Raw genomic sequence first — 12741 nt, 5'->3', positions numbered from 1 at the left:
GGTCAAGTGGTGTCATGCTGCAAATGGGTCACGACCGCTATCCGGATTGGGACTCAACGCGGCGATCCCCGGCAACTGTCAATCGCTCGCCAACGGTGGTGCGCGTCATGCAGAGCTGAGACGGAAAGGTCGAGCACGCTAAGGTTTGAATACCCGCGGTCAAGCAAGTCGTCCACGAGCGTGGAGGCACCCCCGCCGACATCGATGATTGATGCGGCAAACGGAACACCGGACGCCTGGATGAGCCAAACCGACTGCTCGGCATGCTCTTGGAACCAACTGACCGTGTTGGTCGGTTTTGTTGCATAAACGTGCTCCCAGTGTTTCTTGAGTTCCATGGTGGTTCCTCTTTCGGTGGTGGAGGGTCAACTCGTGTTGTGGGGGCGCCACGTCTTGTCACCCAAATCTGCGACAAGGGCGCCATAAAACCAGACCCATTGCGCCATTCGGCCCGGCTTTTCGGATTCCGCTCCGGGCTGGGGGGAGTTCATTGTCAAGCGACAGCGAGATTTGACCCCCTGCCGACATCGAGAAGTGACCCCCAGTCGTTCAATGGGTTGATGGTTCTGGATCGGGCTGGCCTGGTTAACCAGGCCAGCCCGGCGCTTGGAGCGCAGCCGGTAGCTGTCGCCACGGATGGTGATGACGTGACTGTGATGCAGTAGGCGATCGAGGATGGCGGTGGCGACGACCGCGCCGCCGAACACCGCGCCCCATTCGGCCACCGAGCGGTTGCTGGTGATCAACATGGAGCCGCGCTCGTCGCGCCGGCTGACGAGTTGGAAGAACAGATGAGCCGCATTGGTTTCGAAGGGCATGTAGCCCAGTTCGTCCAGCAGCTTGGGCTTGCTGGCGCGCAGCAATCTCCGCCCGCTGCATGAAATGCCATGCCCATCGCGCCTCAGGGATACAGCCCGCGCTCCGCCCTGGCTTCCAGCACCCGCTCGCAAGCCACGACGAAGGCGGCGGTGCGCAGGGTGATCTTGAGCCGGTCGGCGGTGTCCCAGATGTGGAGGAAGGCGCCGCCGAGGATCTTGTCCAGCCGGGCGTTGATCTCGTCCTCGCTCCAGAAGAAGCTGGAGAAGTCCTGCACCCATTCGAAATAGCTCACCGTCACGCCGCCGGCGTTGCAGATGACGTCGGGCACGACCAGCACGCCGCGCTCGGCGAGGATGTCGTCGGCCCCCGGCAAGGTCGGCCCGTTGGCGCCTTCGAGCACCAGCTTGGCCGTGGTCATGCGGGCGCGCGCCTCGGTGACCTGCCCTTCCAAGGCTGCGGGGATGAGGATGTCGCAGGGCACGCTCCAGAAGTCGTCGGGTGCAATGGCCTGCCCGCCCTTGAAACCGGCCACGCCGCCATGCTGCTGCACATGGGCTTGCAGCGCGGCCACGTCCAGGCCTTGCTCGGCCTGCAGCGCGCCGGTGTGGTCTTGCACCGCCACCAGTTTGGCGCCGGCGTAGGCGAACAGTTCAGCGGCGGTGGAGCCGACATTGCCGAAGCCCTGCACCGCCACGCGCGCGCCTTCCAGCGGCAGCTGGATGCGCCGCGCCGCCTCGCGCCCGGTGACGAACACGCCGCGCCCGGTGGCTTTCACCCGCCCGAGCGAGCCGCCGAGCTGCACCGGCTTGCCGGTGACCACGCCGGTGGCGGTGCCGCCGATGTTCATGGAGTAGGTGTCCATCATCCACGCCATGATCTGGGCGTTGGTGTTGACGTCGGGCGCCGGGATGTCCTGCTGCGGGCCGATGATGATGCCGATCTCGCTGGTGTAGCGCCGCGTCAGCCGCTCGAGCTCCTTGCGCGAGAGCCGCGACGGCTCCACCCGGATGCCGCCCTTGGCGCCGCCGAAGGGCAGGCCCACGGCGGCGTTCTTCACCGTCATCCACGCCGCCAGCGCCATCACCTCTTCCAGCGTGACCTGCGGGTGGTAGCGCACGCCGCCCTTGCCGGGGCCGCGCGAGAGGTTGTGCTGCACGCGATAGCCCTCGAAGTGCTGCACCGTGCCGTCGTCCATCTCGATGGGCACGTCCACGATCAGCGCCCGCTTGGGACGCCGCAGGGTCTCGCCCCAGCGGGCGAGGTCGCCCAGATAGGGCAGCACGCGGTCGACCTGGGCGAGATAGGTCTGCCACGGGCTGTCGGGCTGGGGGTCGATGTAGGACAGGGGATTCTTCGGGCTGGCTTTTTGCAGCATGGCGGTTTCCGTGTAGTGCGGCGCTCGTGGCGCCTTGTGGCTGATGGATTGGCGCGGTTCAGGATGGCCGGCCCGCGCCGGGTGCAGAGCTTGTTTCCTTGCCCAGATACGTTGCCTGCACCTCGGGCGATTCGAGCAGTTCGCGCGCGCTGGCCTGCAGGGCGATGCGCCCGGTTTCCAGCACATAGCCACGATCGGCCAGCTTCAGCGCCATGCGTGCGTTCTGCTCGACCAGCAGCAAGGTCATGCCCTGCTGCCGGATCTGGCGCAGGGAGCGAAAAATATCGCGCACGATGATCGGCGCCAGCCCCAGGCTGGGCTCGTCGAGCAGCAGCAATCGGGGCTTGGCCATCAGCGCGCGGCCGATGGCCAGCATCTGCTGCTCGCCGCCCGACAAGGTGCCGGCGAGCTGCCGGCTGCGCTCCTCCAGCCGCGGGAACATGAGCAAGACCTGCTTCAGACTTTGCGCCGCTTCGGCAGGCGCGCGCGTGTAGCCGCCGAGCATCAGGTTTTCCGCCACGGTCAATGTGGGAAAGACGCGGCGCCCTTCGGGAGCCTGGGAAATGCCCAGGCGCACGATGCGGTCGGCGCCCACGCGGGCGATGTCCTCGCCGCGGAAGCGCAAATGACCGGCACGCGGCCGCAGCAGGCCGCTGATGGTGCGCATCAACGTGGTCTTGCCCGCGCCGTTGGCGCCGAGCAGGGTGACGATCTCGCCCTCTTCCACCCGCAGGCTCACGCCTTTGAGCGCCTGGATCTGGCCGTAGCGCACGTCCAGGTTTTCAACTTCCAGCAGACTCATGGAACGGCTCACGGAACCACCACTCATGTCCCACCCCCGGCCGCGGCCAGATGGGCAGGCGGCGAAACCGGCGCCGGGAGGTCGTCTTCGTCGTCGTCCTTGCCGAGATACGCCTCGATGACTTCCGGGTGGTTGCGAATGTGCTCCGGCGCGCCTTCGGCGATCTTGCGCCCGAAGTTGATGCAGACGATGCTGTCGGTCACGTTCATCACCACGTTCATGTCGTGCTCCACCAGCAACACGCTGATGCCCTGGTCACGCACCGCCAGAATGGTGCGGTTGAGCGCGGCGGATTCCTGGTCGTTCAGGCCCGCCGCCGGCTCATCGAGGATCAGCAGCCTGGGCTTGGCGATCAAGGCGCGCGCCAGTTCCACCCGGCGCTGCAGGCCGTAGGGCAAGGACGCCACGTCCTCGTCGGCCACCGTGTCGAGTTCGAGCCGCGCCAGCAGCTCGCGCACCTTGGCGCGCAGCTCCACCTCTTCGCGGCGCTGAAACGGCGTGCCCAGCAAGCCCTGCCACCAATGCTGGCGCGTTTGCAAGTGCAGGCCCGCCAACACATTCACCAGCACCGTCTGGCCGTAGAACAGCCGGATGGTCTGGAAGGTGCGGAAAATGCCGGCGCGGGCAATGCGGTGGGGCGCCCATCCGGTGATGTCCCGGCCGCCCAGTTCGATGCGCCCTTCGGAAGGTTTGTAGACCCCGGTGATGAGGTTGAACGCCGTGGTCTTGCCCGCGCCGTTCGGCCCGATCAGCCCGACCACCTGCCCTTGCTCGACGGAAAAACTCAGGTCGCCCACCGCCTGCAAACCACCGAAGCGAATGCCCACGCCGTCCAGACGCAACAGCGCGCCGCTCATTCCTTCGCCTCCTGCGGCTGGGCGCGTGGCCAGATGCCCTGCGGGCGCAGCACCATCACCACCACCATGGCGATGCCGAACACGAAGTAGCGGTACTGCGCGAAGCCGCGGAAGGCCTGCGGCACGACGAACATCAGCGCGGTGCCCAGCAGCACCCCCGGGATCGACCCCTGCCCGCCCACCAGCACGATGGCGAACAGCGTCACCGATTCGGTGAACACAAAAGCCCCGGGACTCACCGCGGCCATCAGCGTGGCGAACAGCGTGCCGCCGAAACCGGCCAGCCCCGCCCCCAGCGCGAAAGCCAGCACGCGGTAGGCGCGCGCATCGATGCCCATGGTCGTGGCGGCGAGCTGGTCGTGCTTGATGTAGAACAGCGTGCGGCCGAGGTGGGAGCGGTCGAGGTTGCGGATCAGCAGCAGCACCGCCGCGAACGCCAGCCAGTCGAGCCAGAACTGCGCGTTCTGGCTGGTGAGCTGCCAGCCGAACAGGCTGGGCACGCCGATGCTGAAAATACCGTCGGCCCCGCCCGTGAGATGGCCGACGTTGTTGTCCAGCGCCAGGATGAAGATGGCGTTGAAGCCGATGGTCGCCACCAGCAGGTAGTCGCCGCGCAGCTTCACGATGGGCGCCGCCAGCACCGCGCCGACGAGGGCCGCCACCAGCACCGCCAGCGGCCAGGTGGCGAAGATGGGCCAGTTGAACTGCGTGTTGAGCACGGCCGTGACGTACGCGCCCACGCCGAAGTACACCGCATGCCCCATGTCGAACATGCCCGCCCGCCCCAGCACGATGTCCTGGCTCAGGGCGACGATGGCATACACCGCGAACAGCGAGGCAATGAACACCCAGGTCTGGTCGAGCCCGAACGGCACCGCCAGCCCCAGCACCCAGAGCGCCGCGCCGACCCGGGGATTGCGCAACAGCGCGAGGATTGGTTTCATACCTTCTCCGCCACGCGTTCGCCGAGCAGCCCGGACGGCCGCACCAGCAGGATGCCGATCAGCAGGGCGAAGGTGATGGCCTCCTGCCACGAGCTCGACATGAAACCCGCGGCAAAGGCGTTGAACAGCCCCAGCAGCACCCCGCCGAGCATGGCCCCCGGAATGTTGCCGATGCCGCCGATGATGGCGGCGATGAAGGCGTTGAGTCCGTAGGTCCAGCCCATCGTGAAGTACACCTGCCGGTAGTACAGGCCGATGAACAGGCCGCCCACCGCGCCGATGGCCGGGCCGATGATGAACACGCTGGAAATCACCCGGTTGACGTTGATGCCCATCAGCCGCGCCGCGTCCTGGTCGCTCGCTGCCGCGCGCATCGCCGTGCCGTAGCGCGTGTGGTGCACGAACCAGTACAGGATGGCCATGAGCACGGCCGAGCCCAGCATGATCAGCACCTGCACCAGGTCGATGCGGGCACCGCCGAAGGTCCAATGCATGGCCGGCAGCAAATGGCTCGGGAACACCTTGAGCTGCGGCCCCCAGATGAGCATGATGCCATTCTCGATGAACAGCGAGGCGCCCAGCGCCGACACCACGGCCGAGAGCCGGTCGGCCTTGCGCAGCGGCCTGTAGGCCGTGAACTCCAGCACCAGTCCGGCAGCGGCAACGACCACGGCCGCCAGGATGAACGCCGCCCCCACCAGCAGCAAATGGCTCTGCCCGCTGCCGGCCCCCGAGCCCAGGGCGACGAGGCCGATGTAGGCGCCGAAAATGCACAGGTCGCCATGGGCGAAATTGATCAGCCTGAGCACACCGTAGACCATGGTGTAGCCCAGGGCGATCAGGGCATAGATGCCACCGACCGTCAGACCGTTGACCAGCTGCTGCAGCACGATGCCGAGCATGAGCGCGTCCCCTCTTTCTTGTTTTGATGGGGGTCGGGCGTGGCGCGCGCACAGCCGCGCCACGCCCGACCTGCCCCTGTGCCGGGGCTCGGGTGGATGTTTACTGGGTCACGGCCGCCGGCGGATAGGTGATCTTGTACCCGCCGCTCGGGGTGATCTCGAACGCCACATACGGGCTGCCGGTGCGCTCGCCCACGGCATTCCAGGAGAACGTCCCGGTCAGTCCCTCGAAATGCTTCAATTCGTGCAAGGCTGGAATCAACTTGGCCGGCTCCACGCTCTTGATCTTCTCGGCGGTATCGAGAATGGCGCGGAAACCATCGGCGTTGGTCAGCGTGAAAATGCTGGGCGGCTCGTGGCCGTAGGCGGCCTTGAACTGGGTGAGGAATTCCTTGGCCGCCGGATACGGCAAGTCCTGCGGCGCCGGCACGTTGATGATCACCGCACCCGCCGCCGCGTTGCCGGCAATCTTGGCAAAGGCCACATTCTGGTTCGCATCGCCGCCAACGAACTTGGCTTTCATGCCCAACTGCGCCATTTGCGCCTTGATCAAACCGCCGTCGGTGTAATAGCCCGAGAAGTACACCACCTGCGGGTGCAGGGCATTGAGCTTGGTCAGCACCGGGGTGTAGTTCTGCGATCCGGCACTGATGTAAGCCTTGTCGAGCACGTCGATGCCGTCCTTCTTCGCATCCGCCACCACCGCATCGGCCAGGCCCGTGGCGAAGCTGGAGTGGTCGGTCACCACGGCGATGCGCTTGTCACCCATGGCCTTGAAATAACCGGCGGTGAACAAGGCTTCGGCGCTGTTGGGCGGCGCGTTGCGGAAAAAAGTCTTGTAGTTGCGCTGCGTCAGTTCGTCGCTGGTGCCGTCGGAGGTCTGAATGACGTTGGCGCGCGCGTAGATCGGCTCGGCGGCCAGCGCAGCGCCGCTGGTGTAGCTGCCGATCACGGCGAGCACGCCGTCGTTCACCAGTTGCCGCGCNGCGACTCTTCATCCGTGAGGTTGACCTGATCGCTGCTCCGGGGGCCGGCCTCTGGCGGCTCAGGGTCCTTGCCGCGCGGCTTCTTGCCCGCCTCGCGCTGGGCTTGGCGCTTGGCGGTCTTGGCCTCGTACTCCTGCTGCTCGACCTGATGGCGTTCGCTGGCGCGCTGCTCGATCTTGGCCTTGGCCTGCGCGATTGCGCTCAAGCGATCTGCACGCAGGGCGATCTCCGCCGGCACATCCATGCCGTCGGGTACCGTCGCGCGGTCGCTGTTCTCTGCCAGCGCCAGCAGCGTTTGTACTTCCTGGCGCAGCTGCGCCTCGATCTTGTTGGCATGAGCCCACGACAAGGCCTTGTGCTTGCTGGCGTTGGCGTCGATCTTGGTGCCATCCAGCGCGATGTGTCCGAGCTTGAGCAGCTTCATCTCGCGCGCCAGAACCAGCACCTGCACGAACAGTGCCTCCACCTCCTTCAAGAAGCGGCGGCGGAACGTCGCCAGCGTGTCGTGATCGGGGTGGGTATTGGCCGCAACAAAGCGGAACGCCACCGAGTCGTAGGTCGCCCGCTCGATCTTGCGGCTGGAGTGCACGCCGTTGGCGTAGCCGTAGATCAGCAGGCCCAGCAGCACCGCCGGATGGTGCGCCGCCGAGCCCCGGCCTGCGTACTGTCGGGCCAGATCGCCCAGATCAAGCTGCTCGATGACTTCGACCACGAAGCGCGCCAAGTGATCAGTGGGCAGCCATTCGTCCACCGACGGTGGCAACAGATATGCGGTGTCTCGGTCAACAGGGACGAAGCGGCTCATCGGCTCGGGCTCTCGGTTGTGCAGCAGCAATTGTCTCGGATAGCGTCTTCATCCGGAAGACCGCAAAGTCCGACAGTCTCCTAGGGCCTGTTCACGCTATTTCTTCACCTGCGACGGGGGACTGGGCAGATGCAGTGCAAGGCGCAAGCCGCGCCGCGGTGCTATGCACCGCAAGCGGCTTGCAACGCCGCAATGCGCTGCCCAGTCCCCCCTCCCGCAGGGTTGCCCCCAGACGGGGCGTCTGCGGCGTTGTCAGGCTTGGCAAGGGTTCACCCTTGCCGGCGCCCTCCGCCTTGCAGCCATCCCTGTCTGGGGGCAACGCAGGTGGAGAAATAGCGTGAACAGGCCCTAGGCCGCTTGCGGATGGCGATGCGTCAAATCACCATGCCCCGCCAGCAGACCAGCGATTGAAATGTCTTCATCCAACTGGTCCCAATGCAGACCGCTGGTGCTGATGGTGAAGTTCTGGCGCTGTTCAAGGCTGGCATGAAGCAGTCGCGGGAACCATGCCAACGGCACACCAAGCATGCGCCCGTCATTCAAGCTGACATACATGCTGCTATCGTCGAACGTGACCTGAACAGCTTTAACCGAAGTCTTCATGCCATTCCCTTTCGATCAAAAGTGCGTTGGCTTCAACCATGCGAAGCAGATCGCGCAGCGTGCGCGCATCGAAGCCATCATTGCTCGCCAGGCGCGCGGGGGATAGCCAGAACTTGGCATCCACACCGCCCTTGGTGACGTGGACGTGGACAGGTTCGCGGGTTGCCTTCATTGGAATAGAAGAAGAACCGGAATCCATCTTGCCGAAAAACCTCTGGCATGTCGGTCGCCCCTGAAGGTTGGCTGTGAGCTTTTTAGCCTGCGTCTGAGTGTGTAGCCTGCCCGCGCGGCCCTGCGCTCTACCATCGCCCAAGGCGACGCTGAATCAGTTCCCGTGATGCAGCGCGCCGCCCGCGCCAACCCTGACGCCCAAGCCACCGTCTTCATCGCCCGCTGAGCGGGCGTCACGACCTCCAAGATCTCCGCCGCGCAGAGCTTCGTGCGCGAGTTGTGCGAGCTGCTCGGCGTGCCCGCGCCGCATGCCACCCCTGGGTGGACAGCGCTTCAGGCGCCGCCGTGCGCATCGCCATGACCCCGGCCGCCTTGGGTCGCGGTGAAGGCCGCCTGCAAAGCGTGACGGCCGAGCAGCCCGGCGACCACGGCGAAATGCTGGTGGACTTGCGCGAGCGCGTGGGCGTGATTCATGCGGATTTGACGGTGGTGCCGAGCCTGACCAACGCGCAAATGCTGCAGGCCGATTGCAATCTGTCCTCACCCGGCGTGAAGTTGCACGGCGCGAGCTTCATCGTCACCCCCGAGCCGGCCGCCGCGCTGCTCCCCACCCCAACCCTCCCCACGCGCGGGGAGGGGGCAACTTCGCCTTCTTCGCGCAACGCCGGTTTCGCTCCTCCCCCGCCCCGTGGGGGAGGCTGGGAGGGGAATCCCTTGCACCGCGAAGCGCCGTCCTCACCGACGCGCCGCGCGGCGTGCTGGTCATCGACCTGTCCGGCCTGAGCGCCGAGCAGGTGCGCAGCCGCTACCCCGCCGTCTACCAGTGGCTGCAGGAGCGGGTCAAGCTCGAGCGCGACCAGAACCAGCGCGACACCTACCGCGACAACTGGTGGATTTTTGGCGAGCCCCGCCAAAAAATGCGCCACCAACTCGCCGGCCTGCCGCGCTTCATCGCCACGGTCGAAACCGCCAAGCAGCGCACCTTCCAGTTTCTCGACGCCGCCATCCTGCCCGACAACATGCTGGTCGCCCGTCGCCAGCGCCGATGCCTTTGATCCCGGCGTGTTGTCCAGCAGCGTGCATACCGCCTGGGCGCTGGCGCAAGGCGGCGCGCTGGAAGACCGGTCACGCTACGACAACAAAACCCGCTGCTTCGAGACTTTCCCCTTCCCTGGCGACGACACCGGCCTCGCCACCGAACTGCGCCAGCGCATCGCCGACCGCGCCCATCCGCCCCTGGCCCTCGGCCCTGCCGGAACAGGCCCTAAACTGACCGGCACCGGGGCTGGACCATCCCCAGCCAGGGATCGAACCCCAGCGCGCCACGACGCCCGGCGGCGCGGGCCGCAACAATGGAGGACGACAAACATGGGCGAGGCATTCATCGTGGCTGCCGTGCGCACGGCGGGCGGCCGGCGCGGCGGGCGGCTTGCGGGCTGGCATCCGGCCGATCTGGCGGCCAGCGTGCTGGACGCGCTGGTGCTGCGCAGCGGCGCCGACCCGGCCTGCATCGACGACGTGATTCTGGGCTGCGTCGGCCAGGCGGGCGAGCAGGCCAACAACATCGCGCGCAACGCGGTGCTGTCATCCGGCCTGCCGCAAAGCGTTCCGGCCGCGTCGGTGGACCGGCAGTGCGGCTCGTCGCAGCAAGCCCTGCATTTCGCCGCGCAGGCGGTGATGTCGGGCTGCATGGACGTGGTGATTGCCGGCGGGGTGGAGAGCATGTCGCGGGTGCCGATGGGCCTGCCGGCCAGCCTCGCGCACAAGCATGGCTACGGCAGCCCGGGGGGGCCCGCCATGCAGGCGCGCTACCCCGGCGTGGTGTTCAGCCAGTTCACCGGCGCTGAAATGGTGGCGCACAAGTACGGCCTGAGCCGCGACGCGCTCGACCGCTACGCGCTGCAAAGCCACCAGCGCGCCAGCGCGGCCGCCAAGGCCGGGCGGTTCGACGCGGAAATCGTGCCGCTGGCGGTGAGAACGGCCGAGGGCGAGCCCACCGATGCGCTGCACGCGGTGGACGAAGGCATACGCCACGACGCCTCGCTGGAGGCGATGGCCGCGGTCAAGCCCATTGCCGAGGGCGGGCTGTGCAGCGCGGCGAACGCCAGCCAGATTTGCGACGGCGCCAGCGGCGTGCTGGTGGCGAACGCGCGCGGACTCAAGGCGCTGGGAGCGCAGCCGCTGGCGCGCATCCACCACATGAGCGTGCTGGGGCACGACCCGGTGATCATGCTCGAAGCACCCATTCCGGCAACGCGCCGTGCGCTCGACAAAACCGGGCTGCGGCTGGACGCGATCGATCTGTTCGAGGTGAACGAGGCCTTCGCCTCCGTGCCCCTGGCGTGGCTGCAGGCGCTGCAGGCCGACCCGCGGCGCCTCAACGTCCACGGCGGCGCCATTGCCCTGGGGCATCCGCTGGGGGCGTCGGGCACGAAGCTGATGACCACCCTGGTCCACGCCCTGCACCAGCGCAAGGCGCGCTATGGCCTGCAGACCATGTGCGAAGGCGGCGGCATGGCGAACGTGACCATCATCGAGCGCGTTTGAGCGCGCGCAGATCTGGAGGCGAACATGACGGATTCGGCAAACCCTCCAGGGCTGCTGCAACGCGAGGGCGCGGTCGCGCGCATCGTGCCCGACCGCCCGGAGCAGCTCAACGTCATCGACGTGGGCATGGCGCGGGCGCTGCTGGGCGTTTGCGAGGCGGTTGCGGGCGCTGCCGAAAACCCCAGCGGCAAACTCCTCAAGCGCAGGCTGCGGGAGGCGTTCGCAAACGTCTATGCGGAGGGCGGTCGGGTCGTTTGATCGCCCGGTTCCCGTCCCCATGCTGTTCTCCATCCTGATCCAGCAGCCTTGGATACGTTTGGATGCCAAACCAGTCGCGTGAACGGCGAGGTCTGCCGTAAACTTTCCACGCGAGCTTTTGTGCCACTTGTGTTGTGCGATGTGTGCTTTGGAATAGGCCACACGCTCGTCCTCCTGGAGATCACGCCATGAACGCCAAACGCCTGTCCAGCCAACTCGTCACCACCTTGTTCAGCCTGGGGCTGCTTGCCGCCGCGCCGGCAGCGAAAGCCGAACTCATCGGCACCCAGCAACTCACGCAGCAAGCCGCCGGCGCGCAAGACGCCACCCTGACCCAAGACCGCCAGACTCTGGACAACTTCATGGCGCGCGCCGACGTGCAGCAGAAGCTGGAGCAAATGGGCTTGAGCCAGGACATCACGCAGCAGCGCCTGGCTGCGCTCAGCAATCAAGAAGTGGCCAGCCTGGCGGGCAAGATCGACGCCATGCCGGCCGCAGGAGATCTGGGCTTTCAGGAGATGGTGATCATCCTGCTGGTTGCCATTCTGGTGGTGCTGGCGGTTTGATCCCTCGCGCGACGCCCCCTGCGGCAAGCCGCATCCTCACGCCAGGCCGCTCGCGCCCCCTGCGCACCGCGAGCCTGGCGGCCGCCCTGGCTGCAGCGGCACTGCTCGGCGGCTGTGCCCTGCCCTTCGGCGGCGCAGCCTACAAACCGCAATACAGCAACGGCACCTTGCTCGGCGCCCCTGCCGGGCTGCCGGCGCAGGCGCAGGTGGCGGGCGTGCCGTTCTACCCGGATGACCGCAGCTACTGCGGCCCGGCTTCGCTCGCCGCCGTGCTGAACTGGTCGGGGGCCGACACCTCGGTGGCCGCACTGGCGCCGCAGCTCTACACCCCCAAGCTCGACGGCACGCTGCAATTCGACATGCTCGGCGCCACGCGCCGCGCCGGGCGCGTGGCCTATGTGCTGCCGCAACAACTGGCAGCGCTGTTCGCGCAGGTGGCCGCGGGCATTCCGGTGGTGGCGCTGCAGCGCGTGGGCGCGCCGCCGAACTGGCATTTCGCGGTGGTGACGGGCTACGACCTCAAGGCCGACACCGTCACCCTGCATTCCAGCACCGCCGCCGACCTGGTGCTGTCCATCGGCCAGTTCGACCGTTCGTGGGCCCCGGGTGGGCGCTGGGCTTTCGTCGCGCTCAAGCCAGGGCAGTTTCCGGCCGGCGTGACCGAGTTCGACTATCTCCACGCCGTGTCGCCGTTGGAAGGGGTGGCGCCCGACGCCGCGCGGCAAGCCTACGAGGCCGCGGTGCAGCGCTGGCCCAAGGCCTGGATTGCGATGATGGGCCTGGGCAACCTGGCCTATGCCCGCAAGGACTACGCCCAGGCCGCCGTTCACTTCGCCCAGGCCGCCCGCGCCCAGCCGGACGACGGCGACCCGCTGAACAACCTGGCCCAGGCCCTGCTGGCCGCAGGCGACCTGAGCGCGGCGCAAGGCACCATCGAGCAAGCCGTCCGCATCGGCAAACCGAATCCGGACGTGTACCGCAGGACGCAAGCGCAGATCGAGGCGGCGCTGAAGCGCTCGGGTATCGAATAAAAACCACAAAACTCAATGAATTCGCGATGTTCGGCCGCAGACTTGAGACTGCAGGCTGTCACAGGCAGGCAACTG

16 protein-coding genes and 1 pseudogene are annotated in these 12741 nt (G+C 66.9%); 6 read left to right on the top strand and 11 right to left on the bottom strand.

Features of this window, described 5'->3' with window-relative positions:
* Positions 1-53: 53 nt before the first annotated feature.
* The 11 genes and pseudogenes from THIX_RS10140 to THIX_RS10090 all read right to left on the bottom strand — a co-directional run bounded on the left by THIX_RS10140 (position 54) and on the right by THIX_RS10090 (position 8265).
* On the bottom strand, positions 54-338 hold the full coding sequence (locus THIX_RS10140) for a hypothetical protein (protein WP_199195267.1): 285 nt from the start codon (positions 336-338) through the stop codon (positions 54-56).
* A gap of 27 nt (positions 339-365) precedes the next feature.
* Positions 366-863: an ATP-binding protein gene (locus THIX_RS24690; protein ID WP_305798533.1), complete on the bottom strand. Its 498-nt coding sequence runs from the start codon at positions 861-863 to the stop codon at positions 366-368.
* Positions 864-901: 38 nt separating this feature from the next.
* Complete coding sequence (locus THIX_RS10130; protein ID WP_112486149.1) at positions 902-2194, bottom strand: Glu/Leu/Phe/Val dehydrogenase; 1293 nt, start codon at positions 2192-2194, stop codon at positions 902-904.
* Positions 2195-2252: 58 nt separating this feature from the next.
* Positions 2253-2990 carry an ABC transporter ATP-binding protein gene (locus THIX_RS10125; protein ID WP_112488295.1) on the bottom strand — a complete coding sequence of 246 codons (738 nt, stop codon included), beginning with the start codon at positions 2988-2990 and terminating at the stop codon, positions 2253-2255.
* A 29-nt stretch (positions 2991-3019) separates the two neighbouring features.
* The gene (locus tag THIX_RS10120) at positions 3020-3853 is read right to left on the bottom strand and encodes an ABC transporter ATP-binding protein (protein WP_112486148.1); all 834 of its coding nucleotides are present in this window, start codon (positions 3851-3853) and stop codon (positions 3020-3022) included.
* Positions 3850-4797 (bottom strand): branched-chain amino acid ABC transporter permease, encoded by a 948-nt coding sequence (locus tag THIX_RS10115; RefSeq protein ID WP_112486147.1) that lies wholly within the window; start codon positions 4795-4797, stop codon positions 3850-3852. The genes THIX_RS10120 and THIX_RS10115 overlap by 4 nt, the downstream gene beginning before the upstream one ends.
* Positions 4794-5699 (bottom strand): branched-chain amino acid ABC transporter permease, encoded by a 906-nt coding sequence (locus THIX_RS10110; RefSeq protein WP_112486146.1) that lies wholly within the window; start codon positions 5697-5699, stop codon positions 4794-4796. Before THIX_RS10110 ends, THIX_RS10115 begins: the two co-directional genes overlap by 4 nt.
* A 100-nt stretch (positions 5700-5799) precedes the next feature.
* Positions 5800-6672 carry a branched-chain amino acid ABC transporter substrate-binding protein gene (locus THIX_RS10105; RefSeq protein ID WP_233224501.1) on the bottom strand — a complete coding sequence of 291 codons (873 nt, stop codon included), beginning with the start codon at positions 6670-6672 and terminating at the stop codon, positions 5800-5802.
* Positions 6673-6686: 14 nt separating this feature from the next.
* A pseudogene (locus tag THIX_RS10100) lies at positions 6687-7490 on the bottom strand (IS1182-like element ISThsp16 family transposase); the annotation flags it as partial.
* A 348-nt stretch (positions 7491-7838) separates the two neighbouring features.
* Positions 7839-8093: a DUF2442 domain-containing protein gene (locus tag THIX_RS10095; protein ID WP_112486145.1), complete on the bottom strand. Its 255-nt coding sequence runs from the start codon at positions 8091-8093 to the stop codon at positions 7839-7841.
* Positions 8077-8265 carry a DUF4160 domain-containing protein gene (locus THIX_RS10090; RefSeq protein WP_233224500.1) on the bottom strand — a complete coding sequence of 63 codons (189 nt, stop codon included), beginning with the start codon at positions 8263-8265 and terminating at the stop codon, positions 8077-8079. The genes THIX_RS10095 and THIX_RS10090 overlap by 17 nt, the downstream gene beginning before the upstream one ends.
* Positions 8266-8585: 320 nt before the next feature.
* Between THIX_RS10090 and THIX_RS24170 the strand changes: the two genes are divergently transcribed.
* From THIX_RS24170 to THIX_RS10065, 6 genes are all read left to right on the top strand, one after another.
* Entirely contained in the window at positions 8586-9047 is a 462-nt protein-coding gene (locus THIX_RS24170; protein ID WP_233224499.1) for a hypothetical protein, read from the top strand.
* Positions 9020-9319, top strand: a complete 300-nt coding sequence (locus THIX_RS24165) for a hypothetical protein (RefSeq protein WP_233224498.1) — start codon at positions 9020-9022, stop codon at positions 9317-9319. Before THIX_RS24170 ends, THIX_RS24165 begins: the two co-directional genes overlap by 28 nt.
* A gap of 313 nt (positions 9320-9632) precedes the next feature.
* A complete protein-coding gene (locus THIX_RS10080; RefSeq protein ID WP_112488294.1) occupies positions 9633-10811 on the top strand; it encodes an acetyl-CoA C-acetyltransferase in 1179 nt (392 codons plus the stop codon).
* Between the two features lie 24 nt (positions 10812-10835).
* On the top strand, positions 10836-11069 hold the full coding sequence (locus THIX_RS10075; protein WP_112486144.1) for a hypothetical protein: 234 nt from the start codon (positions 10836-10838) through the stop codon (positions 11067-11069).
* A gap of 188 nt (positions 11070-11257) precedes the next feature.
* The gene (locus tag THIX_RS10070) at positions 11258-11635 is read left to right on the top strand and encodes a PA2779 family protein (protein ID WP_112486143.1); all 378 of its coding nucleotides are present in this window, start codon (positions 11258-11260) and stop codon (positions 11633-11635) included.
* Positions 11632-12666 (top strand): PA2778 family cysteine peptidase, encoded by a 1035-nt coding sequence (locus tag THIX_RS10065; protein ID WP_233224497.1) that lies wholly within the window; start codon positions 11632-11634, stop codon positions 12664-12666. Before THIX_RS10070 ends, THIX_RS10065 begins: the two co-directional genes overlap by 4 nt.
* Positions 12667-12741 lie beyond the last annotated feature (75 nt).

Source organism: Thiomonas sp. X19 (genome assembly GCF_900089495.1).
Taxonomy (GTDB): Bacteria; Pseudomonadota; Gammaproteobacteria; order Burkholderiales; family Burkholderiaceae_C; genus Thiomonas_A.
This window is presented reverse-complemented; position numbering and strand designations above follow the sequence as displayed.